Here is a 26,521-nt window from a genome sequence, read left to right as displayed (position 1 = left end):
AAAAGGACTTACGGAATGTCGGGATATCATGGATGACAATATCTCGACGAAATACTTCCATATATAAACCCTCACTAGCACCATCCATGGCTTGTGAGGATAAATACTTCCGTGTATAAAAAAACCGGGAAAACCCGGTTTTTTCAACAAATCATCAGTATGCGATTAAGCTTCTGGAATGATTACGACTTTGATAGACGTATCAACGTCCGCGTGTAAGTGAATTGCGATTTCGAACTCACCAGTTTCACGGATAGTACCCAGAGGTAAACGAACTTCTGCTTTAGAAACTTCAACACCAGCTTCAGTGATCGCGTCAGCGATATCACGAGTACCGATAGAACCGAAAAGTTTACCTTCGTCACCAGCTTTAGAAGCGATAGTCACTTCAGCAAGTTCATTTAGCTTAGCAGCACGAGCTTCGGCAGCAGCCAAAACGTCAGCTAATTGCTTTTCAAGTTCAGCACGACGTGCTTCGAAGTGTTCAACGTTAGCTTTTGATGCAATAACAGCCTTACCTTTTGGTAATAAGAAGTTACGTGCATAACCAGACTTAACAGTTACCTGATCACCCAGGCCGCCTAATTTGGCGATTTTATCTAGAAGAATTACTTCCATTTTAACAGCCCCTTCAGGTTACTTGTGAAGATCAGTATATGGTAACAAAGATAAGTAACGAGCACGCTTGATCGCACGACCAAGTTGACGTTGATACTTAGCAGATGTACCAGTGATACGGCTAGGAACGATTTTACCACTTTCAGTGATATAGTTTTTCAACGTAGCGATATCTTTGTAATCGATTTCGCTTACGCCTTCTGCGCTGAAGCGACAGAACTTACGACGTCTAAAGAAACGAGACATTTAATTTCTCCTAATTAATCATTTCAATCTGTTGGGCATGTAACACCAAAATGGGATTGCCATTTCGACGTTCGTGGCGATTTATAAAACCACGAACTTTTACGTTACAGCCTGCAGTCAAATCACGAGTTAAGCTTTGTGACCATTGTCCCGTTGCCACCACTTGCATTCTTACGAACGCGTTGCGGTTTAAACCATCTTCAATTTGTGTCGACTTATGGTCGATAACAAACTGACAATGATGAATCCCTGCGGGGCTGGTTGATAGCTTTGGCGGCTTTACCACTGAGCCGGTCAACTCAAGACAATTATCAGTCACTTAAGTACTATTCTTCGCTTACAGCTTCTTCGGCTTTTGCTTCAGTAGCTGGAGCAGCTTCAGTAGTCACTTCTTTTTTAGCTTCGCGGCGCTCATCGCGACGGTCTTCTTTAGCCATTGGAGAGGCTTCAGTTACCGCGCCTTTAGTGCGCATGATCATGTTACGAATAACAACGTCGTTATAACGGAAAGAAGTTTCTAGTTCATCAATTACTGACTGAGGCGCTTCAACGTTCATAAGAACGTAGTGAGCCTTGTGCAGCTTGTTGATTGGGTAAGCTAACTGACGACGACCCCAGTCTTCAAGACGGTGGATCTGGCCTTCAGCGCCTTTGATCAGGTCGGTATAACGTTGGATCATACCAGTAACTTGTTCACTCTGATCAGGGTGAACCATAAATACGATTTCGTAATGACGCATTACGAGCTCCTTACGGTTGTAGCCTCTTGCTGGCTCAGCCATCACCAGTATAAAGGCAAGGAACAAAATAATAAGGCTGAATTAAGGTCGCGTATTGTAGGGAAAATAGACAGCTTTAGCAAGCAGAAACTGGAAAGGACATAAAATGCTCAGGGTACGTGACAAAAAACGTCACTTCGGGTGAGGTAAGCTTCGCGGCAGGAAGAGGGAGGTGGAAGAAACTGCTCTCAAAAATTAAGTCTTTCCCTGCCACGACAGGGAATCTTAACTCAGAGCTGAATGCAACTTGGGCGCTATTCGCTATCATTGTTAATTTGCTCGCTCACACACAGAAAGCTTTCGTTGGTGAAGCCATTTGCATTAGTCTGTCCTGCCTGTCGTCCCAACCTTGCGGCTGGGACTTATTTCTAAATCACATATACTTGCTCAAGTTAGCGGATAGGAATGAGTGGACTCAACGTCCACATTTTTTGAGCCGTTACCTGCCTGGTTAACGATAGCAGTCAGACAAGGTTCAATCATAGTTATGTAGTCGATGACAGTTTCAGGCCCAAAATACCGATAATAATCAGTAGCAGGCTGAAAACTTTAACCATGGGTAATGGCTCTTTTAAGAAAATGACGCCAAAAATAACCGCGCCAATCATGCCTATACCTACCCAGACGGTATAAGCGATACTCAGGGGTAATGTGCGCATGGCAACGCTCAGCAGGTAGAAACTTGCGGCCATAGCGACCACAGTAGCAATTGAAGGAGCAGGTTTAGTGAAACCTTCGGTATACTTCAAGCCTACAGCCCAACATACCTCAAGTAATCCTGCCAAAATAAGAATTAACCAGTTCATAACGACACCTTAAAATGGGGTCGTCCCCGCTAGTTAAATAATTCCCAGGGTCGTCCCTGAGAATGAACAGTTAAGCGGAGGTTAGCACGCGGGAGTTGGCTAAACAAGCAATCAACTTCCAGGGTTACAATTTTGAACAATACCTTGAAGCTTGCGTAAAACTGTCTAAACGGACACCGGTTACCTTACCTGGAAAACACCGACATAATTTAAACCAATATCTTCGCAGGTTTGCCTGGTACAATTTTTTATTCGCCAACGGCCAGGTTGTCCCAGCCCAGATCATCAACAAGCTTTTGCAGTTGTGGCGGTCGATAACCACTATCACTTTGATACCGGACCTTTACACTGGGATGAATCAACGTTGGCTTTTCTTCGATGACTAGTGGCCTGTCTAACGGTCGCTTTACCCGGTACACATGTTTGCGGGAGCGGTGAATCGGTGCCAGTGTACCATCGGTTAATTCATCAAAAATATGAGTTTCGAGTTTAAGGCCTGTCGCCTCTGCCTCTTTGAGCATCCAGGCTAATGGCGTATCTGCCGCTACTTTACCGCTATCTTTTTCCGGTGCATAGGATCCACCGACATCGGAATGGACTCCGGCAAACCAGACCTGTTTAAGATCAACGCCCGGTCTTGACGCCCACACGGTTGGTTCAAAATCTTCGCGTTTTTCATCAATAGCCAGGGCATGACGGGCAAAGCTGATATTAGACCCCATTTTAGTATCATAAAATTCATCATGACTTTCTAACAGCCCCATAAAGCTGAACGGAATACCTAATGCTCCGACCGTATCCCAGACACCAACAAAATGCACATGATTGGATGGGTGACAGAAGCTTGCAATAAATGAATTAGCCTGCTCGCCTTTGGGCGCATTTTTTGCGACCGGGCTTTTATAAATTTGCCAGGCTTCGGCAATTTTATTAGCAAACTGGCGTTTTAAAATTCCGCAGTTATTGATCAGCCCACTCAAGGCTCGAACCGTGTATGCACCGCGGCTAAATCCGAATAAATAAATATGATCGCCCTCGGCATAATTTTGCACAATATAGCGATAGCCATCGAGAATATTTTTATGAATGCCGGCACCCGTAGCGCCGGCCCCCATTGAATTGTGATAAGAACCCAGGCCCCAGTCATAAAATACATGCTGCTTGTTATCTCCGTCGCCCGGAGCGATGGCTCGCGCTAGTTTCAACACATTGGTAGGAAAATCTTTCTGTAAATCTTCCTCAGGTCGATTCCAGGTCCCATCGGCACAAATAATAATATTTGCCATTCGCAATCCCTCAGATGTCCTAGCTAAAAGGTCGTTAACTTTAGTGTATCCGGAATAGAAAAAATCACAATAAAAGCATACAGATAGAACAATAGGGAATGGGACCAGGCATTTAAATTAGTGCCATAAATATCAAGGGGGTCAGAGTTGTTGAAACGTTTCAACAACTCTGACCCCTTGAAAATAAAACAGGCTATTGTACGAGGTTTTGTCGGACGATTTCGAACAGGCAGATGCCACAGGCAACGCTGACATTTAAACTAGAGACAGCGCCAGCCATTGGCAGTTTAACCAGCTCATCACAGGTTTCTCGAGTAAGGCGACGCATCCCCTTACCTTCCGCCCCCATCACTAAGGCAATGGGACCGGTCAGCTTACAATCATAAATGGATTGCTGCGCTTCGCCAGCGGTGCCTACCAGCCATACACCGAGTTCCTGCATCGCTTTCATACTACGAGCAAGGTTCGTTACCTGGACCAAAGGAATGGTTTCCGCCGCACCAACCGCGACTTTGCGTACCGTCGACGTGATACGTGCGGCATTATCTTTGGGGACGACAATAGCATCGACACCAGCTGCATCGGCATTGCGCAAACAGGCGCCCAAATTATGCGGGTCAGTAACGCCATCTAAGATTAATAAAAAAGGATTCTTTCCGGCTTGTTTCGCGCTTTCTATGATCCCATCAAGGTCATTCTCGGAGTAGGTTTTTCCGGGTTTTACCCTGGCAATAACCCCCTGGTGTTGTTCACCATGACTTTTCTCATCCAGCGCTTTGCGATGCACAAACTGCACAGATACCCCGTACTTGCGCGCTAAGTTGATGATTGGTAACAGGCGCTCATCTTCCCGCCCTTTCAGAAACCAGATTTCGATAAACCGTTCTGGCGCTCGTTTGATTAATGCGTTTACGGCGTGAATACCGAGGACAAGTTCGTCGTGTTTTGCCATGACTTTTACTGTTTTACCTTTTCACTGAATGGGGTTCAGTCATTGGGGGCAGGTCTGTAAATTGAGTAATTGGGGTCAGGTCTTGAATTGTGCAAGTTTTGCAAAATTCAAGACCTGACCCCAATTGGCTGCCCGATAAAATCAACGACTCTGACCCCTTGATTTATGTTCTGCTGCGTTTACGGGCATTTTTCCCGGGCCGGCCCTTACGCTTTTTGGCGCTGGCCTTTTTGCCTTTTTTCCCTTTTGTGCTGGCCTCTGCAGCTGACTTTTTCGATTTAACACATACTGCTGTTTTAGCCTCGGTGGGCACAGACGCAGTCGATTTCGTCCGACGCCGCAATCCTTTAGCTTTACCGCCTTTACCGGCAACAACCGGGTCTTTAATGGTTAAATCAATTTTCTTCTCATCCAGGTTCACCGCAGCGACCTGAACTTCAAGGATATCACCAACATGGTATTTCACCCGGCTGTTTTCACCAATCAGGCACATCCGCACCTCATCATGACGGAAGAAATCCTGGCCGAGCGAACTGATATGCACCAACCCTTCGATATGAAAATCCTGCAAGCGCACAAACATACCAAAATTCGTTACTGTGGCGATCACCCCCATAAAACTATCACCAACGTGATCCTGCATGAATTCACATTTCAACCAATCGGCGACTTCCCGGGTCGCTTCATCGGCCCGGCGCTCCGTCATCGAACAATGTTCGCCGAGTTCAGTCACCTCACCCAGGTCATATTCATAAAAACCTGCATTAACTTTATCCGCCTGTTGTTGCTCAAGGATTGATTTTATCACCCGGTGAACAACCAGGTCGGGGTAACGGCGGATCGGCGACGTAAAGTGCGCATAAGATGGCAATGCCAGGCCAAAATGGCCGATATTTTCCGCCTGATAAATCGCCTGCTTCATCGAACGTAATAGCATGGTCTGGATCAGTTCCTGATCCGGACGTTCGCTGATTTTGTCAATGATATCGCCAAAATCCGCAGGTTCCGGGTCCTTCTTTTTTTCCAGGTTCATGCCGAGCTCATTCAGGTAGGTCAGCAAATTGCCGTATTTCTCTTCATTCGGCTTGTCATGAACCCGAAATAAACCCGGTTTTTGATGTTTCTCGATAAATTTGGCGGTGGCAACATTTGCCAGGATCATGCACTCTTCGATGATTTTGTGGGCGTCGTTGCGGACCAGCGGTTCCACCGATTCAATCTTTCGATTGGCATTAAAGATAAAACGCACTTCTTCCGTTTCAAATTCAATCGCACCGCGGTTTCGACGGGCATGCACCAGGGCATGATAAAGTTGGTGCAGGTTTTCTAAATCTTGAATTCGTTGCTGATACTGCTCACGCAGTTCCTTGTCGCCATCAAGGATAGCGGCGACTTTGGTGTAGGTGAATCGAGCGTGCGAACGCATCAACGCCGGATAAAATTTCGCTCCGGACAACTTCCCTTGCGCACTTACGGTCATTTCCGCAACCATACACAGGCGATCAACATCAGGATTTAATGAACACAAGCCATTAGACAGCACCTCTGGCAACATCGGGATGACCTGTTCGGGAAAATACACAGAATTGCCGCGCTTAATCGCCTCGCCATCGAGTGCTGTTCCAGGACGCACATAATAACTGACATCAGCAATGGCAACCCACAAGCGCCAGCCACCGGATTTTTTCGGCTGACAATATACCGCGTCATCAAAATCCCGGGCATCTTCACCATCAATGGTAACTAACGGCAACTGCCGTAAATCGACCCTTCCCTGCTTCGCAGACTCTGGCACTTCTTCACTTAGCGTTGCAATCTCTTCCAGCAACTCATCGCTCCAGGTATGGGGTAAATCGTGCTGATGAATCGCTACCTGAATTTCCATCCCCGGTGCCATATGATCGCCCAGTACTTCGGTGATTGTGCCAATCGCGGACGAACGTTTCGATGGTCGTTGTAATAATTCCACGATGACCATTTGTCCATGGCGGGCAGCATCGCGCTTGTCCTGGGGAATGATGATTTCATGGGTTATACGGGCATCCTCCGGCACCACCACCAGCGTATGATTTTCAACAAAAAGCCGACCAATAATACCGTCTTTACGCGGTACGATTACATCGAGGATTTTCACTTCCTGTTTGCCTTTGCCATCGGCACTTTCAACCACTCGCGCTTCGACAATATCGCCATGAATCACATTGCGCATTTCATGAAACGGTATAAACAGGTCTTTATCGCCTTTATCAGGCTTTAAAAATCCAAAGCCATCACGATGACCTATGATCTCACCGGTAATAATGGTCGCCTCGCTGGCTTTGGCATACTGCTTAAACTTGGTAAAAACCAGCTGACCGGCATTTTCCATCGCCCGCAGGCGACGCTTTAGGGCTATCTTTTGATTCTCATCCTTATAAGCCAGAATTTTGCAAATCTGCGCAAACGTCAGGGGATAGCCTTTTTCTTCGATTAACGACAGCAGAAACTCACGACTGGCGATAGGCTTGTCGTACTTTTGTGCCTCGCGGCTAAAATGGGGATCTTTGGATTTCACGTTATCCGAATGTCCTATCCAGGTTGAGAACAGCGCGCCGGCAGCAACTGGCAAAAAAGTGTCACAACTAGCGGTCTGCAAAGGAAAACTTTTCAACAGTATATCTTATACCAATGCTATCACCTAACTTTGTCATACCATCAACCGACTTTATAAATTTGTAAATACGCTTGTTTAGGGTTAAAGCGACGGATATAACCGGTGAATAAGATTGAACATAACTACAATGCCCTGTATAAAATTGCTCTGCAACCCGTATTTCTATGATAAATGAGAACTAAATATGAAAAAGTTATTAATCTCCAGCCTGTTGTGTACCATTGCCTTTTCTTCGCAAACCATGGCCAATGATGTTCATCCAATGTGTGGCAAAACCGACCTTGCCGAAGTCATGGGTGATATGAAAGACAATATGAAAGCCTATAAAAAAGCAATGAAAGCCGGTGACTCTGATGCAATGGAGCAGGTTGTTACCGAGCTACTGGCAAATATTGATAAAGCTGACGATTTAGTACCGCTACAGATTTCCGATAACCAGGACCTTAATACCGAACAACAGGCGGATGTTAAAAAATATCAAAAAGGCATGCTGTTTTTACAAGGGGCTGTTGAAGAGCTTGCTAAAGCCAGCAACGATGACGAGCGCAAGGCGGCATTAGGAAAAATCGGCAAAGCCAGCAAACAAGGTCACAAGGCCTATAAAATGGATTGCGAAGATTAAGTTATGTCCGCCAACACGGTAAAAATCTGGGATAGCTTTACCCGGGTGTACCATCTAAGCCAGCTTATTTTGCTGGCTTTGCTCTGGTATACGGGTGAAGAAGGTATGTTTGAGTGGCATTTTATTGCCGGATTTACCCTGCTTGCCCTTTGGCTAACTCGGATATTCTGGGGGTTTGCTGGTAGTCAGACTTCACGGTTTAGTCACTTTATCAAATCCCCGGTTACGGTAGTCAAAGCCTGGCGTAATAATGACATTGCTCGTCCCCATGTTGGTCATAACCCTGTGGGCGCTTATATGGTGATGGCATTGTTGCTGACACTAGGCTTGCAGCTTACTACTGGCCTGTTCAGCTCTGATGATGTTTTTAGTGAAGGTCCTTTGTATGCTTTAGTCAGTGACGATGTCGCAGCGTTTATGGTGTCCTGGCATAAAACCCTGTTTGATGTGCTACTGATTTTGATTGCGGTTCACGCCCTTGCCGGCGTATTGCACGTTATCCGGGGAGACAATGTCATCGCAGCCATTTTCACCGGCCGCAAAAAGCATAAGACACTGCCGGAGCATACCAGTGACATGCGATTTAAAAATGGCTTGGTCGGCATCTTGGTATGGGTGTTATTAGCCGCCCTGGTTAACTACTTTGGCCTGAACTTATCGAGTTATTAGTCCGGTAATCCGGATGACAATGTATTCGGCAGGCAGTAAAAATGCCTGCTGTTCTGGCTTAACTGTTTTGCTTTAATATCAGTCCCCTCCTTTCCATTCGCCATCGCATATGTTGCAATAGTGATTCATTACCGGATTCCAATTGTATCGCTCATGACAAAGACCATTATTTTTGCTGTCATCTCAACCATTGCCTGCTGTAGCCTGGCATTTGCTGCTGACCAGTCAGCAACCTCAGAACAGCATTGTGGTAATGTCGAAGAAGCACAGACATTAGTCACCCTGATAAAAGCCGATCCACAACAACAGCGTTCCGAACTTCGCTGTAATGCTCTGCTCACCCAACTCGCTCTGGAAAAAGCCAAAGTCATGGCCGAACATGGACTGGTAATGCAAAATTTAAATGGTAGCCCGAACTCGCATTTACGAAATGGTGGCTACCAATTGCCTGACTATTATGGTGGCATGATGAGCAATCAGGTTGAAGCCATCGCCGGTGGTTACCATTCTGCCGAGGAAGTCTGGCGCGCATTTAAACAGTCAACGGCTCATCGCCAGCACCTACTGGGCGAACTAACGTTTTATCGGGAACAAGATGAGATCGGTGTTGGTTTTTTTCGGGATAAAAACGCACCGCATGTTCAATATTGGGTTGTTTATGTCAGTAAAGGACACCGGGCAAACCAAAAAACGGAATTTACCAGCGATCAAATTCCAAACAAATCCATGTTTGAGTCGGTATTAAAAACGGACAAATAACAAAGGGCCCTGCGATGAACTCTGATACACAAGTGACAATTTGGGTAGATGCTGATGCCTGTCCAGTAGCGATAAAAGAAATACTGTTTAAAGCGGCCGATAGAACCCATACGCCCACGAAATTACTCGCGAATCACCCGATGCGAGTGCCGCCGTCAAGGTATATCCAGTTTATTCAGGTAAGTAGTGGATTTGATGTGGCAGATAATGAAATTGTCCGCAGAGTGCAGACGGGGGATTTGGTGATTACTCAAGACATTCCCCTGGCAAAAGAAGTCATAGATAAAGGCGCGCTAGCCTTATCGCCTCGCGGTGAAGCTTTTAGCAAAGAAAATATCGGTGCCCGCCTGAATATCCGGGACTTCTACGATACCATGCGCGCTAGTGGCGTGCAGACATCTGGCCCGGCAGCGTTATCCGCCTCTGATAAACAACAGTTTGCCAATCAATTGGATAAATATCTGCAACGCAATAAAAAATAAATGTCAGCGGAAACTTTTCTGTGACGTAAAACACGGTTAAGTTATAAAAAACAAGAACAATACCGTACCCTTATGACACCAGCAACAGCCCAGACATCACCTTCAAGATTACGCCAGCAACTTTGGTTTAAAGTCTTAATCGCCTTATTTCTTGGATTTGCCGTTGGCATCCTGCTCAGTGAAAACCTGGCGTTGACCGACATTGAAACGGCCCACGCAATTGGCCAGTGGCTGGCACTGCCCGGCACCATTTTTATGATGTTGCTTAAATTTATCGTGCTGCCTCTGGTACTCAGTTCGGTGATTCTTGGCATCGCCAGTTCGAACGATATCAAAGCCATAAAGACGCTTGGATTCGGCATTATTTATATTCTTTTTACCAGCACCCTGGCGATTGCCCTGGCGTTTTTACTGGCCGGTTGGATCCAGCCCGGTTTAGCGATGAATCCACAGTACCTGGGCAGCCTCGCCTCGCCAGAGATGAAACAACTGGATCTAACTGAGAATGGCGTCATTGGTATCATCACCGGCATATTTCCTACCAATATTTTTAGTCATTTGAGTCAAAATCAGATGTTACAGGTTGTGGTGACTGCCATTATCTTCGGTTTTGGTCTGTTACATATGGATAAAAAAGGTGCCAAACCCCTGCTCGATTTAATGGAAAGCGTACAATCCCTGTGCATGACTATCGTGTTGTGGCTGATGAAATACACACCTGTTGTCGTATTTGGCTTAATCGCCAATGTCATCATTACCAAAGGACTCGGTGCCATCAGCGCGGTTTCAATGTTTTTCATCAATGTACTGGCAGGCCTGTTATGTATCATCTTAATGTATCTGTTGATCGTCGCCTTGCTTGCCAAAAAGCGTCCCTTAGATTTCCTCCGTAATTGTCGTGAAGTGATGGCACTGGCATTAGCGACGTCGTCATCCAGTGCAACCATGCCGGTTACGTTACGGGTTACTGAGACCCTGCACGGTGTAAAACCTCAGGTCAGCCGATTGATTATTCCCCTGGGAACTACGATAAACATGGATGCGACCGCCATGTACCAGGCGACCGTAGTGTTATTTATTGCGCAGGCTTTTGGCATCGATTTAAGCTCCAGTCAAATGATAACCATCGTATTATTAAGTTTGGTTGCATCCATCGGCGCACCGGGTATCCCGTCAGCCTCTCTGCCCATTCTCGCTGGCACATTGGCCAGTCAGGGACTCCCGGTCGAGGGCATGGCATTAATACTTGGTGTTGACCGGCTTCTGGATATGGGACGTTCGGTGGTCAATGTAACGGGAGATATGACTGCCGCGACGGTTTTAAACCGATACCTTGGCGACGCGAATAAAAGCTGATTGCCACATCCTTTGTAAAAGATCCTTTTTCCGGGACTCAGCTATGCGCCCAGGTGCCCGGAAAAAGCATCCATAATCCTTGATCAGGTCGATTATAATAACGGGTTGGCGATTCCATTTTCATTCAGCAATACCGCTTCACTGATCAAATTATTATTATTCAGATAACGAGCGATCGAGGTAAATGTCGCGGTATAAATTTTGCCGCTGTGATCTTTCATCGTCAGATCTTTCATAAATGCTGAACCAAACATCAATGCAATCGGGCTGGTCTTTATCCGCTGTGGCTGAAAATAAGCCTTTGCATTTGCCTTTAACTTCGCTTTATCGGTGGTCTGGTAAATACTGGCATTAATCACATCCAGGGTGTGCTCAGTACAATTTTGATATTGGTCGTTAAAAGGATTCGCCATTACCGAATATTGAGGATTATGCACCTTCACATTATCTCCTCTTGCGATTGTGGCTATCAAACGCTGTTGTAATTCAGGTTTGGGGATAATGATTCCGGCTTTAAGCTGATGAACTCCCCAAAAGAAGTCAATGGGATAGTCAGTCACCAGTTCGCTGCGACTCTTATCTCCTTCTTTTTGATACAGGTTGTGAACCGCATAGCCCTGCGCTTTGTCGCCATTATCAAGCTGAATTTCCGAATAAATCGCAATCGCGGCATGGGTAAACGTAACGCCATCCGGTAATTGCGATTCAGGCCTGCCAATCCGGCCAATGATAAACGCACGAGCTCCTTGCTTAGCCGCATACTGCTCAACATTTTTAGCAAACGATTTCAATACTTCGACATCATGCTGATTATCAGTGGGGCTGGCACTGCCAGCCCAACAATTACCGATAGACAAACTGACGATCAGGCCAAGGGCCAATGATTTGATCCTAGTGAGTTTAAACATGGTATTACTCCTGATTTTCGCTAGCCTGTTGGTTTTCGATATTGATTACCACATTGGGTGCCGGATCCGGGTTAACATTGGTAACTGGCGCAGAAGTGACCGTCACATCACTTATCGGTAATGGTTCTGTGGTCAGTGCGTTAGTCATCAACGCATCACCCGCCTTGCCACTGGCATTACCCACAGCGCCCAATGCCGTCAGTGGTACCGCTACCACACCACTTACCGCTTTACCGCTGGCAACTCCAGCATTAGATACGGCCAGTGAGCTGTGTTTGCCTGCTCTCGCCGAGTGCTCAGACGCACCACCTGCGGCTGCTGCAGAGCCTGAGATAAAAGTCAGCAGAGTAAAAGATACAATCGTTAATGTTTTCATAATGTTTTCCTCTTTGTTGTTACCTCATTTGCGAGGTGGCTTAACTATGGGAGAAGAAATCAATTATGTATACCCCAATTGTTAATGTCGTGTTAAAGTCAACTTAAGGTATTAAAAAAGTATACTTTTTACTGAGATTGGGATTTTCACAGGAGGCACTTACCCATGTCGCAGATTCCAGGCATGATGCAGTTACTTAAAAAACTGTTAAAACAACAACAGTTAACCTATGCCGATGTCGCCACTCATTTCTCCATGAGCGAAGCGAACGTAAAGCGTTTTTTTTCTCAACAAAAATTGAGCATAGACAGGCTCGAGCAACTTTGTGAACTGTTAGCGCTAAGCCTTTCTGACTTTTTTATGTTGCTTGAACAACAAGAGCAAAAAATCTCCCAGCTTACTCTCGAACAAGAACAGGAACTGGTAGATGATCCTAAGTTATTGCTGGTTGCCGCGTGTGTACGCGACGGCTGGAGTTACCAGGAAATCATTGACCAGTACCAAATTGAGCCGTTAGAAGCCGTTCGGTTGCTGGTCCGCCTGGATAAACTAAAGATGATCCAATTACTGCCCAACAATCACTACAAATTACTGATCACCCAGGACTTTCAGTGGATTAATCGCGGTCCGTTAGAACGTTTTATTGCCAACGATGTAATGACTAAGTTTTTAATGTCGGATTTTCAGGATGACCACGCGTTTAGATTCTATATTCGAGGCAGTTATAGCGCTTCAAGCATCAACCTGATCAAGAAAAAACTGCAATATCTGAAGCAGGAATGTGCCGAGCTGAACCAACAAGACCGACATATTCCACCGTCTGATCGACAGAATATCGGCGTATTGCTGGCCATGCGCCCCTGGGAGCTTTCGACCTTCCGCAAACTACGGCGGGATACATAGCAATTACCACCTATTTCAGGCACACTATAGCGAAAATTTAAAACGGACATGGACAATTTCAAATATGGCTGATTTATCCGTTGCGGTAACGCAAATACAACAAATGCTGACAATGCAGGATGCGATGAATTCGCGGGTAAGTGAAACCTGGCGCGACAATGGTTATCAATGGTACCGGGCAATCTGGGTTGAGTGTGCCGAAATGCTTGATCACCATGGTTGGAAGTGGTGGAAACATCAGGAATGTGACGTGGCTCAGGTACAACTTGAGCTCGTTGACATTTTTCACTTTGGCTTGAGTTTACGGTTGATGCAGGAAGCCGACACTAACAAAATCGCCGAAACCCTTGCTGTTGAAATTCAACATCCACTGCAGGGCGATGACTTTAAGCAAGTTTTAGAGGTTTTAGCGTCAGCAGCCGTTAGTGAACAGCGCTTTGATGGCCCGAGTTTCGCCGCCTGTCTAACCTTGATGAACATGGATCTGGATGAGTTATTCCGCCAATATGTTGGCAAAAACACGCTCAACTTCTTCCGTCAGGATCATGGCTATAAGGAAGGCAGTTATATTAAGGTCTGGGATGGTAAGGAAGACAATGAAGTGCTGGCCGATTTGGTCAACAGCCTCGATAGCAGCGCCAGCGACTTTCAACAACAAGTCTATAATGGCTTAAAATCCGCGTATCCAGCCTAACTCTGTGCATCTAAATTGACCATACACTAAGGCCTGAAGCTCAGCTTCCAGGCCTTTTTTATTGTCTATCGCGCTCATTTTTTATTGGCTGTCACTCTCATTTTCCCCGCCAATCCTTTATAATCCGCTCAGTATTTTTTATTCACAAGGTAATTGCATGAAAGCCGGAATCATCGGGGCGATGGAGCCTGAAGTCGCTATTTTAAAATCACAACTGGACAATGTTTCTGAATCCCAGTATGCCGGGTATACCTTCTACAGTGGTACTATTGATGGTAACGAGGTGGTACTGGTGCAATCTGGCATTGGTAAGGTTGCCGCAGCTTTGGCGACGGCGTTGTTAATCGACAAATTTAAGCCGGATTATATTGTTAATACCGGTAGCGCCGGTGGTTTTGAACAGTCGCTGCAGGTCGGTGATATCGTGATTAGTGCGGAAGTTCGCTATCACGATGCGGATGTTACCGCTTTTGGTTATGAGATTGGTCAATTACCGGCAATGCCGCCAGCATTCGTTCCTCATCCAACACTGGTCAAGGCAGCGCAAACTGGCATTGAACAGTTGGAAAACATTCAGACCATGACAGGCCTGATCACCACTGGCGATACCTTTATGACCAAAGAAGAAGACATTGCTAAGGCAAGGAAAAATTTTCCAGCCATGGCGGCGGTGGAAATGGAGGGCGCCGCAATCGCTCAAACCTGTCACCAGTTTACTGTGCCATTTGTCATTATTCGTTCACTTTCGGATATCGCAGGTAAGGAATCACCGACCTCTTTTGAAGCCTACCTTGAGACAGCATCTAAAAATTCGTCACAATTAGTGATCAATATGCTGAATGCACTGAAAGGCATGACCCTCTGATAATCCCCGGTTAAAGGGCGCAGGAGGATAAGTGGTAATCTTCTCCTCCTGGCGTTACACTACAGATTGATGCCTATTCTTAAATAAGGGAGCTAACCCATGAAGACGCGTCTTATCCCTTTTCTGTGTGTTATCTTTTTATTCGCCTGTGCTGAAAAGCTACCTTTGAGTCCTACACAATTGCCGGCTGAGGCGACCCAGAGCCAGGTGTTGGCGATGCTGGAGAGCAAAGAAGATTTTCTGTTACTCGATGTGCGCAGCACAGAAGAGTTTGCAGAGAGCCATATCAGTGGTGCGGTCAATATTCCCCATGACCAGATAAACGAAAATCTCACCCTGTTAACCCCCTATGAATCGAAAAACATTGTCGTTTATTGTCGTAGCGGACGGCGCGCGCAAATCGCAATCGATGCCCTCAAGCAGCAGGGGTTTCATCGTGTCAGCCATTTACAGGGCGATTTTCAGCAATGGCAGGCAAATGAGCTACCTTTAACTGAACAGCAAGTCAAATCGTCTCCCGTAGAGTAAAAGGTCCATATGGAAGAACACCAGATATCGACTTTTATCGAGTATGCCAACTCAATTGCGATAATGGTGTTCGCACTCTCTGGAGCACTGACGGCTGGTCGTTATCGACTCGACCCCTTTGGCGTGATTGTCCTGGCAGCCATTACGGCTGTTGGCGGAGGCACCATCCGTGATTTAATCATGGGCGTTGAAATCTTCTGGCTCTCTCACAATGACTACATCTACTACATTGTCGCGACGGCCGTCGTTACCATGTTGTTTGTGCGCCACCCCAACCATGTTCCGATGCGAATTCTGATGGTGGTGGATGCCTTTGGCCTGGCGATGTTTTCCGTATTGAGTGCGCAGAAGGCATTGGACTACCAGATGACCGGACTGATGGCGGTTATCATGGGGACGATTACCGGCGTTGCGGGTGGCATCATTCGCGACATTATCTGCAATCAAATTCCGTTATTATTGCGTCGTGAAGTGTATTCTGTCGTCGCCTTATTATCTGCAAGTCTGTTTGTTATTTTCGATGGACTGGGCTTGAGTGAAAATGTTTCGCTATTTGTCGCCATGCTTGGTGGGCTACTACTCAGGCTGGCAGCCATTTATTGGCATTTATCATTGCCAGCGTTTGCAATTGACGACGACGAAGATGTCCATAATCAGCGCGGTCAGGAAGATGAAGACAGTCAGGAATGAGAAGTAGGAGCCAGTTGCGGGTGACTAACTCTCTTCAAAATGAACACCCCAACCGTCGTTATAGCCATCATACTGTCGTGCCAACTTTTCAAAATACGCTTCTTTTGCCTTTATGTTTTCATAGCTGGGCACCATTTCCACGGTGCAATCTACGTCCCAGACCTCGGGGGTTTGATCCGGGTGTAACGTTACCGATATCACTTCCTGTTGAGTTTGTAGGAAGTCTGCCAGGGCCTGGGCATTAGTCTTGCTTTCGAACAACTGAAAAAACTCAACAACAACCGGTTGAGTTAAATCCATACCAGCATCCTGCATGTCCAGCAATACAGAACCAATTTCATCGTTTGGAATGGTCATTTACGGTCTCATTTATTTAAATTGACGCAATTATACGTTGTTATTCAGAGTAGCAGAAGAAATCCTTTAGAATATCGCGCTGGTTACAAGGGCTTAGCCAGGATCGCTAAATCGGCCAGGCCTCGCTGCACAGCTTCGACGATTAGTTGCTGGTTTTCATCCGAGGTATTTTTAGGCTTTATTTTTAACGAACTGACCTGACGATAAATACTGCGCATGTTATTGGTCGATAGCAAATCAATAATCAGCATATCAGGGCCAATTTTCCGGTTTAGGGTCCGCAACTCATTTTGTGTACACACCAGACAGGCTTTAACCTGACGATGGTATTCATTAAGCTCTTTAAGGCTGGACTGGACCAGGAAATAACTGACGATCACATCCGCCTGCTCTTCACTGGCATAGGAAAAGCGCAGATCATCCATGGTTTGCTCTATTGCCAGTTCAATACGATTTCGCTGAAAATCTCCCAAACGCTGAATGTCATTGATTTGATGATGTCGGGGAAACAGAGAATAGAAGCTTATATCAGTAAAGGCGTAGTCAGGGTTAATGTGAGCACGAGGCTGGCTGGCGCAACCTTTCAAACTCATCAACAGCAGCATAATTAAGGGTAAGTAGCGGATAATGTTACGGTATCTCAATGCGATTCTTAGTTATTATCGTTAACTATAACTTTACTGTAACCAGGCACAAAAAAGCCAGCATTAATCAAAAATCAATGCTGGCTCGATCAGTAGGAAACTTTATCGGTTAGTTAAGTTGCCCAGTTATTTCAAGGTCACTTTAGCAAACTTGCGCTTACCCACCTGATAAACGGCTGCAGTGCCACTTTGACATAGCAGCTTATTGTCGCTAACTTTCTCACCATCAATCTTTACAGCGCCCTGTTTTACCATACGCATTGCTTCCGATGTAGAAGCAACCAGGCCCGCTTCTTTTAACAGATTACTAATGGCAATCTCGCCGTTTTCCGTGGTCAGTTCAAGTTCCGGAATATCATCAGGCATCGCTCCTTTCTGGAAGCGATTGATAAATTCCTGATGCGCAGCTTCTGCCGCTTGCTGGTCATGGAAACGTGCAATCAACTCTTTCGCTAATTCAATTTTAATGTCACGAGGATTAGCACCCTGAGCGACTTGCTCTTTATACTCTGCGATCACACCAAGATCTTTAAACGACAGCAGATCATAATAACGCCACATCAGCTCATCGGAAATCGACATAACCTTGCCAAACATTTCCGTTGGCGAATCGGTAATGCCAATATAGTTACCCAGAGATTTTGACATTTTCTGAACGCCGTCCAGACCTTCCAGCAATGGCATCATTAACACGGTTTGTGGACGCTGGCCCTCGGCTTTTTGCAATTCACGTCCCATCAGCAGATTAAACTTCTGATCGGTACCGCCAAGTTCAACATCGGCTTCTAATGCCACGGAATCCCAGCCCTGTACAAGTGGATACATAAATTCATGAATGGCGATTGACTGGCCTTCTTTGAAACGCTTTTTAAAGTCATCACGCTCCATCATCCGGGCTACGGTTTGTCGTGCTGCCAGCTTCAACATACCTGCCGCACCAAGTTTCTCCATCCAGGTGGAGTTAAACTCGATTCGTGTTTTTTCCGGATCAAGGATTTTGAATACCTGCTCTTTATAGGTTTGCGCATTCGCCAGCACGTCTTCGTGCGTTAATGGTTTGCGGGTAACATTTTTACCCGTTGGGTCGCCAATCATACCTGTGAAGTCACCAATCAGAAAAATCACCTCGTGACCAAGCTGTTGAAATTGACGCAACTTATTGATGAGTACCGTATGACCTAAGTGCAAATCTGGCGCTGTCGGGTCAAAGCCGGCTTTAATTTTTAACGGCTTACCGGTTTTCAATTTTTCCAGTAACTCGTCTTCCAGCAAAATTTCTTCGGCGCCACGCTTAAGTTCAGCAAACGCCTTTTCAATATCGGTCATGAAAATGTCTCATTTGAAATCTAATTAATCACTATTGGTTACAATTCTACTGTATATTTTCAGGCAATTTAAGTGTAAAAATTATGAGCTTTTTGCATTTTTTGTTATAGTTTATTTTGATACACCCATGAAAATTCCAAGAAATAGCGTTAATACATTGAATAATATCATCTATCTTTATTCACAACTTCCTCGTAAGCATCAAATGTTAATCATTTGTTGCAGCATTTTTATGCTATTTCTGCTGGTTTTGCCATCGAATGCCAGCGAAGAGCATAAAGTCGCGGGTTTACCATCTGCAGAAGTGGGCAAGGTTTACCCACTGGAATTATCTTTCCCAGAACAACCCATTGAGAACACTGATGTAGTTGTCAGTGATGGAGCAGTGAACTGGCAAACGGTCACGGTGAAAAGTGGTGACTCTCTTGGAAAAATTCTGTCAACGCTGGGCTTCAGTGCAAAAACCACCCATCAAATCGCCACCACCGAAGGTGCGGACGTTCTTAAACGCCTGAAAGTCGGCGATGAAATACAAATTGCCAGTGATGGAGACAGCAACCTGGTCAGCCTGTCCTATACCATGTCACCAATTAAAACCTTATTACTTAATCAGGTTGATTCAGGGTATGCCGTTTCTGTTGATGAAAAACAAATTGAACGTCGCATTTCTTATGCGCAGGCAACGATTAAATCTAATTTCTGGAATGCAGCACTCGGTGCTGGCATGACCAACGCCCAGATCATGAACCTCGCCAATATCTTTGGCTGGGATATTGATTTTGCCCTGGACATCCGGGCTGGCGACAATTTCAGTGTAATGTATGAAAATGAATACATCGATGGCGAATTTGTCGGTCACGGCGCAATTTTAGCCGCTGAATTTGAGAATCAGGGGGAACTATTCCAGGCCGTCCGTTTCAAAGATGGGGAATATTACACTCCAAGTGGTAAAAGCATGCGCAAATCCTTCCTGCGCGCGCCGGTGAGCTTTAACTACATCAGTTCAAACTTCAAGCCGAAACGCTATCATCCCATTTTAAAACGCTATAAAGCTCACAACGGTGTTGACTATCGTGCTCCGACAGGCACCCCGGTAAAAGCGGCGGGTAATGGCCGGGTTATCGCATCGACCTACAATAAATACAATGGTAACTATGTGTTTATCCAGCATGCCAATAATATCGTGACGAAATATCTGCATTTCTCCAAACGTGCGGTCAAAAAAGGCCAGCGGGTAAAACAAGGCCAGGTCATCGGTTATGTCGGTTCTACTGGATTATCTCAGGCGCCTCATCTGCATTATGAGTTTTTATTAAATGGTGTTCATCGTAATCCACGTACAGTAAAACTGCCTGATGCGTTGCCGATTGATAAAAAATACAAGGAAGAATTTACCGCTTCAGCCAGTCAGTTGCTGACTGAGCTGCTAGGCTCTAAACGTACTTTGTTGGCCGCTACGGATGTCAGCCAAGATCAAGTCGCAGAATAAATCAAGCCTATATATTGGCTTGATGTCTGGAACCAGTGCTGATGGCGTCGACCTGGCACTGGTCGACTTTAATGACGATGCTGGCCAACTGATAGCCAGTTATTTTCGCCCCTACCCGCAAGCTATTCGCGAAACCATTACCAGCCTTTACGTACCCGGCGACAATGAAATCGATCGCTTCGGAGCGCTGGATAAACAACTGGCCAGCTATTTTGCAGATTCCATTAACGCTTTTCTCGAGCAACAAAACCTTTCTGCTGAGCAAATTCAGGCGATAGGCAACCACGGTCAGACAATACGTCATCGTCCGCAAGGTGACTATCCCTTTACCCGGCAAATTGGCTGTTGCCAGACGCTGGCGTGCATCACCGGAATTCGGGTGGTTGGTCAGTTTCGGGAGAAAGATATGGCGCTTGGCGGTCAAGGGGCGCCTTTGGTGCCGGCTTACCACCTGGCCATTTTCGCCAATGACGATGTCGATGTTTGTGTGGTAAATATTGGTGGTATCAGTAATATCTCTTTCCTACCCGCGAATAAGCATACAGCGGTCTGCGGATTTGATACCGGCCCGGGTAATGCCCTACTGGATGATTGGTATCGACTGCACCACCCGAGATGTGAACAAGGCATCGACCTTGATGGTCGTTGGGCGGCGTCCGGGGCTGTCGAAGCGAATTTATTATCTTTGCTTAAAACTGACCCTTATTTTACCCTGGCATTTCCAAAAAGCACCGGTCGAGAATACTTTCACCTCGACTGGTTACAGCAGCGACTGCAGCAATATACGACTATCCATGGCGATTTAACTCCCGAACGGGTGCAGGCAACGCTGTTAGCATTAACGGTGGATACCATCGCCGATGCCATTGAAAAACTGACGCCGCACGCAAGGGTAATTGTCTGCGGTGGCGGCGCCAATAACTCGCGACTGATGCAACAACTGACGCAACGCCTTGCGGACTTTGATGTCATCAATTCAATCGCTATCGGGGTGGATAATGAAAGTCTCGAAGCCCTGGTGTTTGCCTGGCTTGCCCGCCAGTATGACCTGGGTTTACCTTCCAGTTTACCTAGTGTAACAGGCGCAACGACCGCCTGTACCCTGGGCGTTGAATACCAACCCTGAATAAACTTTAATAACCGCGGAACTTTTACCTATGGCACTTGTCATATGGGGTATTGGTAATTATACCAATGGCTGATCTATGGCTTTCACTTATACAGGAGGAAGTATGGATTTTGACAAGATTCGTATAGGAATGATCTGCGGTAGTCAAAAAGGAAGTGGTACAGTGACCTGGGTTGATGGTGCTACCCAAACCATTTACCTGACTGACTTAAATGATAACCGAAGTTTTGAAGTAGGTCTGGAAGAAATCGTTGATGATCCGCAAATTCATAATCACGACGATTATTATTATTAACGAGTAACCCTTACTCTAAAGTTTCTCCCTCTCACGCCAGAGTCATCGTTCAAGGCTCTGGCGTGTTCTTTTCCACCACAGAATAAACCGCTTACAATACCGGAGACATTAGCCGACTGGCGTTCACGGCAAACTTAAACCAGATGGATTTGCTCTCATATTCATCGCCCTGCATCAAGGTACAATGACTAAAATCCTGTTCAAACATCGCCTCGACATCGTCAGCAAAATCTTGCCCGCCGATTAATGCGGTAATTTCAAAATTCAACCGAAACGAACGGTTATCAAAGTTAGCGGTACCAATGGCTGCCAGGGAGTCATCTACCAAGAGCACCTTTTCATGGATAAAGCCAGACTGATAACGATAGAACTGTACCCCGCTGGAAGCGAGTTCTTCGAAAAAACTATAGGCAGCAAAATAGGTCAGTAAACTATCCGGCACCTGAGGAATGATGATACGAATATCCACATTTCGTAATCGCGCCAGTTGCAGGGCGAGTATCACCGTAGCATCCGGAACAAAATAGGGCGTCGATATCCATATCCTGTTCTCTGCGCTGTTGATAATATGGGTAAACATCAACAGCGCGGTATCGAGATCATCGGCCGGGCCAGTGGGGACGATTAACACCGGTTGTTCTTCATCGTAACGTTGCTTTACCTCCCAACTAACATCAGGGAAAGAATCTGTCGCCCAACGAAAATCTTCCATGAATGAAACCTGGGCGGCCAGCGCCGCGGGTCCCGAAATTTTCACATGGGTATCGCGCCAGTGCCCGAAACGCTCATCTTTTCCCAGATATTCATCACCAACATTATGGCCACCGATCCATGCCGTTTGCCCGTCGACAACCACTACCTTACGGTGATTGCGAAAGTTGACCTGAAACCAGTTATGCAGGCCTTTGCGGGTATTAAATGGATGCACGATAACACCGGCATCGCGCAGTTGCTCCACGTAAGCGTTGCTCAAAGCAACCGATCCCAGTTCATCATAAAGAAAGAATACCTTAACCCCGCGGCGGGCAGTGTCGATTAAGATGTCTTGCAGCTGGGTACCAAGCTCATCGTCACGAACCACGTAAAATTGCACCAGCACATAATGCCTGGCATCCTGAATACCTGCAAAAATTGAGTCAAATGTGGGGTTGCCGTCTATCAACAACTCGCATTTATTGCCTATCACCAACGGCACCTGAGCCATTAATTCCGCTGCATGGACTTTAGAACGGCGTTGCTCAGCAGGCAACAGGTAGGGCTTAATGCTGTTCTCCAGGTTAGCTGGTACCTGGTCATCATCTTCCAGTACCCGTTTTCGCGCCAGCACGTATCCTTCAAATTTTCGCCGGCCAAAAACCCAATAGGCAGGCACAGCAATAAACGGAAATGACAGCAAAGACAATGCCCAAGCAATCGCGCCCTGGGAGGTTCGCACATAAATCACTGCATGGAACGCTGAAGCTACGCCAAGCAGATAAAAAAGAGCGAAAATACCCGCAATCAGCATCAGGTTTTAGGCCGGACGCGTTTTAATACTTCCCAGGTGACGATTGACGAAAGACCACCAATAACGCCCGAAACATAGTCGGGTAAGTTAAAGCCCAGGGCATTGCGAACCAGCAAGCCGATAATAAAACTCACGACTAACATTACCACGAGGGTGATCAAAAACCGTTTCCATAACGGCAACATGACTGCGTCATTATTGTTGTTCATGATAAATTTCCAAACATTGTGATGATACCAATTTCATTTATATAGAATGACTATACCACTGAAATCTATGTCGCAAATAAACCTCTGCCCTAACTCTGAGTTGTGCAAAAACTTAATGGAATTGGTATGAGTTAGTCTAGACGTTCATCTGGGAATGACGCAAATCCGGGCTTGCTAGTCACACCTGGTACAGGTGCAAGGGACATAGACGCAAATAAAAAAGCCGATGCTTGGCATCGGCTTTTTTAGATAAAATAAGGATTAATTTTCCGTGTTTAACCTAGTTAAAACTTACCAACTACAGTCAACATCGCATTCAGCGGAGCGCCAACCGATACCTGATGATTAGCGTGAGCATTCGGGAAATACAGCTCATCGGTCAGGTTTTCAATATTTAGCTGGATGCGCATCATATCGCTGACATCATAATACGCTGATGCATCAACACGAGTGTAACTTGGCAAAACCCTGCTGTTGCCGTTATCAATAAAGCTTTCATCCTGGTAAATCGCCCCCAAACCAACGCCAAATGCCGCTGTTAGCTGATAAGAACTCCAGATTGAAAAGGTATTTTCAGGTAACTCTCGAGGGGTTGTGCCATCACTACCATTTTCGCCATCCAGGTTGCTGTAATTCGCAGAAAGAGACCAGTCCTCGGTCAAATGACCGGCAAGTTGTAATTCAAATCCGGAAATCTCTGACTTAATTACATCAAGCGTTGACGAGTCATTATCCGAAACCTGAGGTGAATTCTGCTCATTTTCAAAGACGGCTGCGGTGAAACTTAGTCCCTGGGCAAAGTCCCATTTAATGCCAATTTCCTGATTTTTATAGGTATCAGGGTCTAGCTTGTCGTCATTACCATTAATATCGGTATATTGTTCACCACTTCGTGGCAGGAACGACTCACTGTAACTGGCATAAATCGAAATGTTTTCCTGTGGCTTGTAAATAATACCAGCACGAGGCGATACTTCTTCGTCAGTACGAGAACGGGTTTCAAGGATTGCAGGATCGGCATTGAACACTTCAATATCAAAACTATCAAATCGGGCACCGATGACCACATCTAAGTGTTTGCTGATTTCAATTTCGTCCTGAATATAAACAGACGATACATCCAGATCGACGCGGGTATCATCATTCAAATCACTGAAATCAACCGTTACCGCAACACCGTTAGCATTAACACCAGATAATCCAGCTAAGTTAAGCGGTCGCTCAACATTGAACCATTCATTATCATCCAGTGTTGAATCAAATACCGAGTTGAAGCGATTTTGATCAGAATTGGTATTGATGTGTTCAGCACCGAAGATAATCGTATGACCAATACCGCCTGTCTGGTATTCACCAACCAGGTTTGCCGACAAAATCAGGTTGTCACGAACCGTGCTATCAATGTAACCATCCAGTTCAACGATATTGCTGTTTTCATCGTAATTACTGGCATAAAAGTTTGAATATACCTTATCGTAATCACCATAAAAGGCACTAAAGTTACCTTTTAAGTTGTCGCTGAAGTTATGCTGAAGCGCGGCTCTGAATACATGCGCTTCCAGGGTCTGGTAATTATTTTCTCGATCACCAAATACCACATCTTTTAATGCTTCAACCGGACGACCGTTATTACCCGTTACAATACCGCGATCGACGAAGCGCTGATGATCAATATACTCATAAGACAGATCAACAATGGAGTCGTCCGTTAGTTCAATTCGAGCGGTTGGATTAAAGCCGATGCGCTCGCCATCAAAGAAATCGCGGTGGTTTTCCAATTGCTCATACATGGCATTGATACGAACCGCAGAATCCCGGCTGGTAGCAAAGTTAGTATCGATTTCTGCGTTGTATCCACCAAAGCTATTCAGCTGCGCTTTATAACCAACGAACCGGTCATCAAGCTGTGCTTTCTTGGAAACACGATTTAAGATACCGCCAGTACCGCCACGTCCAAACAGTAATGCATTCGGGCCTCGTAAGATTTCGACCTGTTCGATATTGTACAAACCACGGTAGTATTGGACATCATCGCGATTGCCGTCCATGTAAAAATCGGCAGTTGAGCGCACCCCACGGAATACTACAGAATCTCGATGCCCTTCGCCCTGTGACGTATTCACCCCAGGTGTGTAGTCGATAATATCACCAATGCTGGTGATACCACGTTCAGTGATCTGCTCCGCCGTTATGATCGAGATACTTTGCGGGACGTCAATAATCGGCGTCGGTGTTTTAACCGAGTTGGATTCATTAATGGACAGATATCGCCCTTCAACAACGATTTTCTCGATATCGTGGTGATCATTCGCGATAGCAGAATTGCTCACAATCAGGGCAGCTGCGATACTTGTCAGTTTAAATTTCACTTTATTAGCCTTTGTTTGTTGTTGTACCTGGTTAGGTCAATATCTGTTGGGGGAATACCATTGTTCGAGGTTTAAACACCAGGATTCCCGCAATCAATAAGAATGGGCGTAATATTAATGCGAACCATTCTCATTTTCAAATTTTATTTGAAAAATTTCTCCGTGTTGTGCTTGTTATTGGCGTTACCAGGATTACCGGTGGATAGTGCGCACAACCAGACAAATGCAACTATATTGTCAACACTCAGCCAATTGCCGATAAGGGGATAGCTATGACCCATGCCATTATTCAAGATCTCGAACGACGCTACACCGCCAAACGCTATGACAGTAGTAAGCGTATCTCTGCGCAGGATTTAGAGGTTATCTATGAAGCCTTGCGGCTTAGCGCATCATCGATTAACTCACAACCTTGGAAATTCATTGTTATCGAAAGTGATGCAGCCAGGCAGCGACTCGATACCACCTTTGCTAATATGTTCCAGTTCAATCAAGTGCATGTTATGGCGGCGTCGCATATCATTTTATTTGCCCACAACCCGGCATATTCTCGCGATGATTATGCCCGGGTGATTGACAAAGGTATTGCTGATGGCCGTACTAAGAGAGAAGATCGGGATGCGGCATTTGCAGCATTTGCTTTTGTTGAATTGAATATGGACGAAAATGGTGACACATCAGCCTGGACAAAGGCACAGACTTATATCGCCCTGGGAAATTGTTTACATACCCTGGCCCGCTTAAAAATCGACTCAACCACGATGGAAGGCGTTGATAGTGATTTAATTGGTCAGGTGTTTGCCAAGGAGCTTGATGGTTTCGTCTGTGAAGTCGCACTCGCTATGGGCTATCACCACCCGACGGAGGACTACAATGCGACATTACCTAAATCCCGATTGGCGAAAGAGACAATAATCTCCATTATTTAACATCGAACAGCACTCTATCATCACAATGTAAAAAGCCCAGCAATGTGCTGGGCTTTTTAGTCAACTGATTGTTAA

30 protein-coding genes are annotated in these 26,521 nt (G+C 45.8%); 14 read left to right on the top strand and 16 right to left on the bottom strand.

What is annotated here, in order from left to right:
• Positions 1-165: 165 nt before the first annotated feature.
• From rplI to rnr, 8 genes are all read right to left on the bottom strand, one after another.
• Positions 166-618: a 50S ribosomal protein L9 gene (gene rplI / locus E8M12_RS00225; RefSeq protein WP_136734057.1), complete on the bottom strand. Its 453-nt coding sequence runs from the start codon at positions 616-618 to the stop codon at positions 166-168.
• An 18-nt stretch (positions 619-636) separates the two neighbouring features.
• The gene (gene rpsR / locus E8M12_RS00220) at positions 637-864 is read right to left on the bottom strand and encodes a 30S ribosomal protein S18 (RefSeq protein WP_136734056.1); all 228 of its coding nucleotides are present in this window, start codon (positions 862-864) and stop codon (positions 637-639) included.
• A 10-nt stretch (positions 865-874) separates the two neighbouring features.
• Complete coding sequence (priB, locus tag E8M12_RS00215) at positions 875-1,183, bottom strand: primosomal replication protein N (protein ID WP_136734055.1); 309 nt, start codon at positions 1,181-1,183, stop codon at positions 875-877.
• Between the two features lie 7 nt (positions 1,184-1,190).
• Complete coding sequence (gene rpsF, locus E8M12_RS00210) at positions 1,191-1,604, bottom strand: 30S ribosomal protein S6 (protein WP_136734054.1); 414 nt, start codon at positions 1,602-1,604, stop codon at positions 1,191-1,193.
• Between the two features lie 524 nt (positions 1,605-2,128).
• A complete protein-coding gene (locus E8M12_RS00205) occupies positions 2,129-2,449 on the bottom strand; it encodes a DMT family transporter (RefSeq protein ID WP_136734053.1) in 321 nt (106 codons plus the stop codon).
• A 248-nt stretch (positions 2,450-2,697) separates the two neighbouring features.
• Positions 2,698-3,735 (bottom strand): T6SS phospholipase effector Tle1-like catalytic domain-containing protein, encoded by a 1,038-nt coding sequence (locus E8M12_RS00200; RefSeq protein WP_136734052.1) that lies wholly within the window; start codon positions 3,733-3,735, stop codon positions 2,698-2,700.
• A 193-nt stretch (positions 3,736-3,928) separates the two neighbouring features.
• The gene (gene rlmB / locus E8M12_RS00195) at positions 3,929-4,687 is read right to left on the bottom strand and encodes a 23S rRNA (guanosine(2251)-2'-O)-methyltransferase RlmB (protein WP_136734051.1); all 759 of its coding nucleotides are present in this window, start codon (positions 4,685-4,687) and stop codon (positions 3,929-3,931) included.
• A gap of 163 nt (positions 4,688-4,850) precedes the next feature.
• Entirely contained in the window at positions 4,851-7,241 is a 2,391-nt protein-coding gene (gene rnr, locus E8M12_RS00190; RefSeq protein ID WP_136734111.1) for a ribonuclease R, read from the bottom strand.
• A gap of 283 nt (positions 7,242-7,524) precedes the next feature.
• Between rnr and E8M12_RS00185 the strand changes: the two genes are divergently transcribed.
• The 5 genes from E8M12_RS00185 to E8M12_RS00165 all read left to right on the top strand — a co-directional run bounded on the left by E8M12_RS00185 (position 7,525) and on the right by E8M12_RS00165 (position 11,228).
• Positions 7,525-7,962 carry a cytochrome b562 gene (locus E8M12_RS00185; protein WP_136734050.1) on the top strand — a complete coding sequence of 146 codons (438 nt, stop codon included), beginning with the start codon at positions 7,525-7,527 and terminating at the stop codon, positions 7,960-7,962.
• 3 nt (positions 7,963-7,965) lie between these two features.
• Positions 7,966-8,631: a cytochrome b/b6 domain-containing protein gene (locus E8M12_RS00180; RefSeq protein ID WP_136734049.1), complete on the top strand. Its 666-nt coding sequence runs from the start codon at positions 7,966-7,968 to the stop codon at positions 8,629-8,631.
• Between the two features lie 153 nt (positions 8,632-8,784).
• Positions 8,785-9,390 (top strand): CAP domain-containing protein, encoded by a 606-nt coding sequence (locus E8M12_RS00175; RefSeq protein ID WP_136734048.1) that lies wholly within the window; start codon positions 8,785-8,787, stop codon positions 9,388-9,390.
• 32 nt (positions 9,391-9,422) lie between these two features.
• Positions 9,423-9,872, top strand: coding sequence for a YaiI/YqxD family protein (locus tag E8M12_RS00170; RefSeq protein ID WP_211244956.1), 450 nt, complete (start codon positions 9,423-9,425; stop codon positions 9,870-9,872).
• 72 nt (positions 9,873-9,944) lie between these two features.
• Positions 9,945-11,228: a dicarboxylate/amino acid:cation symporter gene (locus tag E8M12_RS00165; RefSeq protein ID WP_136734046.1), complete on the top strand. Its 1,284-nt coding sequence runs from the start codon at positions 9,945-9,947 to the stop codon at positions 11,226-11,228.
• A 92-nt stretch (positions 11,229-11,320) separates the two neighbouring features.
• Here the strand turns inward: E8M12_RS00165 and E8M12_RS00160 are convergent, their stop codons facing one another.
• Both E8M12_RS00160 and E8M12_RS00155 read right to left on the bottom strand, forming a co-directional pair.
• Complete coding sequence (locus E8M12_RS00160; RefSeq protein ID WP_136734045.1) at positions 11,321-12,136, bottom strand: DUF2145 domain-containing protein; 816 nt, start codon at positions 12,134-12,136, stop codon at positions 11,321-11,323.
• A 4-nt stretch (positions 12,137-12,140) separates the two neighbouring features.
• Positions 12,141-12,512, bottom strand: a complete 372-nt coding sequence (locus E8M12_RS00155; RefSeq protein ID WP_136734044.1) for a hypothetical protein — start codon at positions 12,510-12,512, stop codon at positions 12,141-12,143.
• A 165-nt stretch (positions 12,513-12,677) separates the two neighbouring features.
• Here E8M12_RS00155 and E8M12_RS00150 point away from each other — a divergent pair, with 165 nt between their 5' ends.
• The 5 genes from E8M12_RS00150 to E8M12_RS00130 all read left to right on the top strand — a co-directional run bounded on the left by E8M12_RS00150 (position 12,678) and on the right by E8M12_RS00130 (position 16,192).
• Entirely contained in the window at positions 12,678-13,415 is a 738-nt protein-coding gene (locus tag E8M12_RS00150; RefSeq protein ID WP_136734043.1) for a helix-turn-helix domain-containing protein, read from the top strand.
• 64 nt (positions 13,416-13,479) lie between these two features.
• The gene (locus tag E8M12_RS00145; protein WP_136734042.1) at positions 13,480-14,109 is read left to right on the top strand and encodes a dUTP diphosphatase; all 630 of its coding nucleotides are present in this window, start codon (positions 13,480-13,482) and stop codon (positions 14,107-14,109) included.
• A 157-nt stretch (positions 14,110-14,266) separates the two neighbouring features.
• Positions 14,267-14,974, top strand: a complete 708-nt coding sequence (gene mtnN / locus E8M12_RS00140) for a 5'-methylthioadenosine/S-adenosylhomocysteine nucleosidase (protein ID WP_136734041.1) — start codon at positions 14,267-14,269, stop codon at positions 14,972-14,974.
• Between the two features lie 99 nt (positions 14,975-15,073).
• Positions 15,074-15,502 carry a rhodanese-like domain-containing protein gene (locus E8M12_RS00135; protein WP_136734040.1) on the top strand — a complete coding sequence of 143 codons (429 nt, stop codon included), beginning with the start codon at positions 15,074-15,076 and terminating at the stop codon, positions 15,500-15,502.
• A gap of 9 nt (positions 15,503-15,511) precedes the next feature.
• On the top strand, positions 15,512-16,192 hold the full coding sequence (locus tag E8M12_RS00130) for a trimeric intracellular cation channel family protein (protein ID WP_136734039.1): 681 nt from the start codon (positions 15,512-15,514) through the stop codon (positions 16,190-16,192).
• A 24-nt stretch (positions 16,193-16,216) separates the two neighbouring features.
• Here E8M12_RS00130 and E8M12_RS00125 read toward each other — a convergent pair whose 3' ends face one another.
• The 3 genes from E8M12_RS00125 to tyrS form a co-directional block, all read right to left on the bottom strand.
• Positions 16,217-16,549, bottom strand: coding sequence for a ribonuclease E inhibitor RraB (locus tag E8M12_RS00125; protein ID WP_136734038.1), 333 nt, complete (start codon positions 16,547-16,549; stop codon positions 16,217-16,219).
• A gap of 83 nt (positions 16,550-16,632) precedes the next feature.
• Complete coding sequence (locus E8M12_RS00120; RefSeq protein ID WP_136734037.1) at positions 16,633-17,193, bottom strand: DUF4136 domain-containing protein; 561 nt, start codon at positions 17,191-17,193, stop codon at positions 16,633-16,635.
• A gap of 126 nt (positions 17,194-17,319) precedes the next feature.
• A complete protein-coding gene (tyrS, locus tag E8M12_RS00115) occupies positions 17,320-18,519 on the bottom strand; it encodes a tyrosine--tRNA ligase (protein ID WP_136734036.1) in 1,200 nt (399 codons plus the stop codon).
• Positions 18,520-18,646: 127 nt separating this feature from the next.
• Between tyrS and E8M12_RS00110 the strand changes: the two genes are divergently transcribed.
• From E8M12_RS00110 to E8M12_RS00100, 3 genes are all read left to right on the top strand, one after another.
• Positions 18,647-20,008 (top strand): peptidoglycan DD-metalloendopeptidase family protein, encoded by a 1,362-nt coding sequence (locus tag E8M12_RS00110; protein WP_136734035.1) that lies wholly within the window; start codon positions 18,647-18,649, stop codon positions 20,006-20,008.
• Positions 19,980-21,134, top strand: a complete 1,155-nt coding sequence (locus E8M12_RS00105) for an anhydro-N-acetylmuramic acid kinase (RefSeq protein WP_136734034.1) — start codon at positions 19,980-19,982, stop codon at positions 21,132-21,134. The genes E8M12_RS00110 and E8M12_RS00105 overlap by 29 nt, the downstream gene beginning before the upstream one ends.
• A 106-nt stretch (positions 21,135-21,240) precedes the next feature.
• On the top strand, positions 21,241-21,432 hold the full coding sequence (locus E8M12_RS00100; protein ID WP_136734033.1) for a hypothetical protein: 192 nt from the start codon (positions 21,241-21,243) through the stop codon (positions 21,430-21,432).
• A 91-nt stretch (positions 21,433-21,523) separates the two neighbouring features.
• Here E8M12_RS00100 and cls read toward each other — a convergent pair whose 3' ends face one another.
• The 3 genes from cls to E8M12_RS00085 form a co-directional block, all read right to left on the bottom strand.
• A complete protein-coding gene (gene cls / locus E8M12_RS00095) occupies positions 21,524-22,939 on the bottom strand; it encodes a cardiolipin synthase (protein WP_136734032.1) in 1,416 nt (471 codons plus the stop codon).
• Positions 22,939-23,148 (bottom strand): hypothetical protein, encoded by a 210-nt coding sequence (locus tag E8M12_RS00090; protein WP_136734031.1) that lies wholly within the window; start codon positions 23,146-23,148, stop codon positions 22,939-22,941. Before E8M12_RS00090 ends, cls begins: the two co-directional genes overlap by 1 nt.
• A 284-nt stretch (positions 23,149-23,432) precedes the next feature.
• Positions 23,433-25,517: a TonB-dependent receptor gene (locus tag E8M12_RS00085; protein WP_136734030.1), complete on the bottom strand. Its 2,085-nt coding sequence runs from the start codon at positions 25,515-25,517 to the stop codon at positions 23,433-23,435.
• A gap of 272 nt (positions 25,518-25,789) precedes the next feature.
• On the opposite strand from E8M12_RS00085, the gene E8M12_RS00080 reads away from it, so the two are divergent.
• A complete protein-coding gene (locus E8M12_RS00080) occupies positions 25,790-26,446 on the top strand; it encodes a nitroreductase family protein (RefSeq protein ID WP_136734029.1) in 657 nt (218 codons plus the stop codon).
• The last annotated feature ends 75 nt before the right edge of the window (positions 26,447-26,521 follow it).

This window comes from Thalassotalea mangrovi (genome assembly GCF_005116735.1).
GTDB classification, from domain to species: Bacteria; Pseudomonadota; Gammaproteobacteria; order Enterobacterales; family Alteromonadaceae; genus Thalassotalea_A; species Thalassotalea_A mangrovi.
This window is presented reverse-complemented; position numbering and strand designations above follow the sequence as displayed.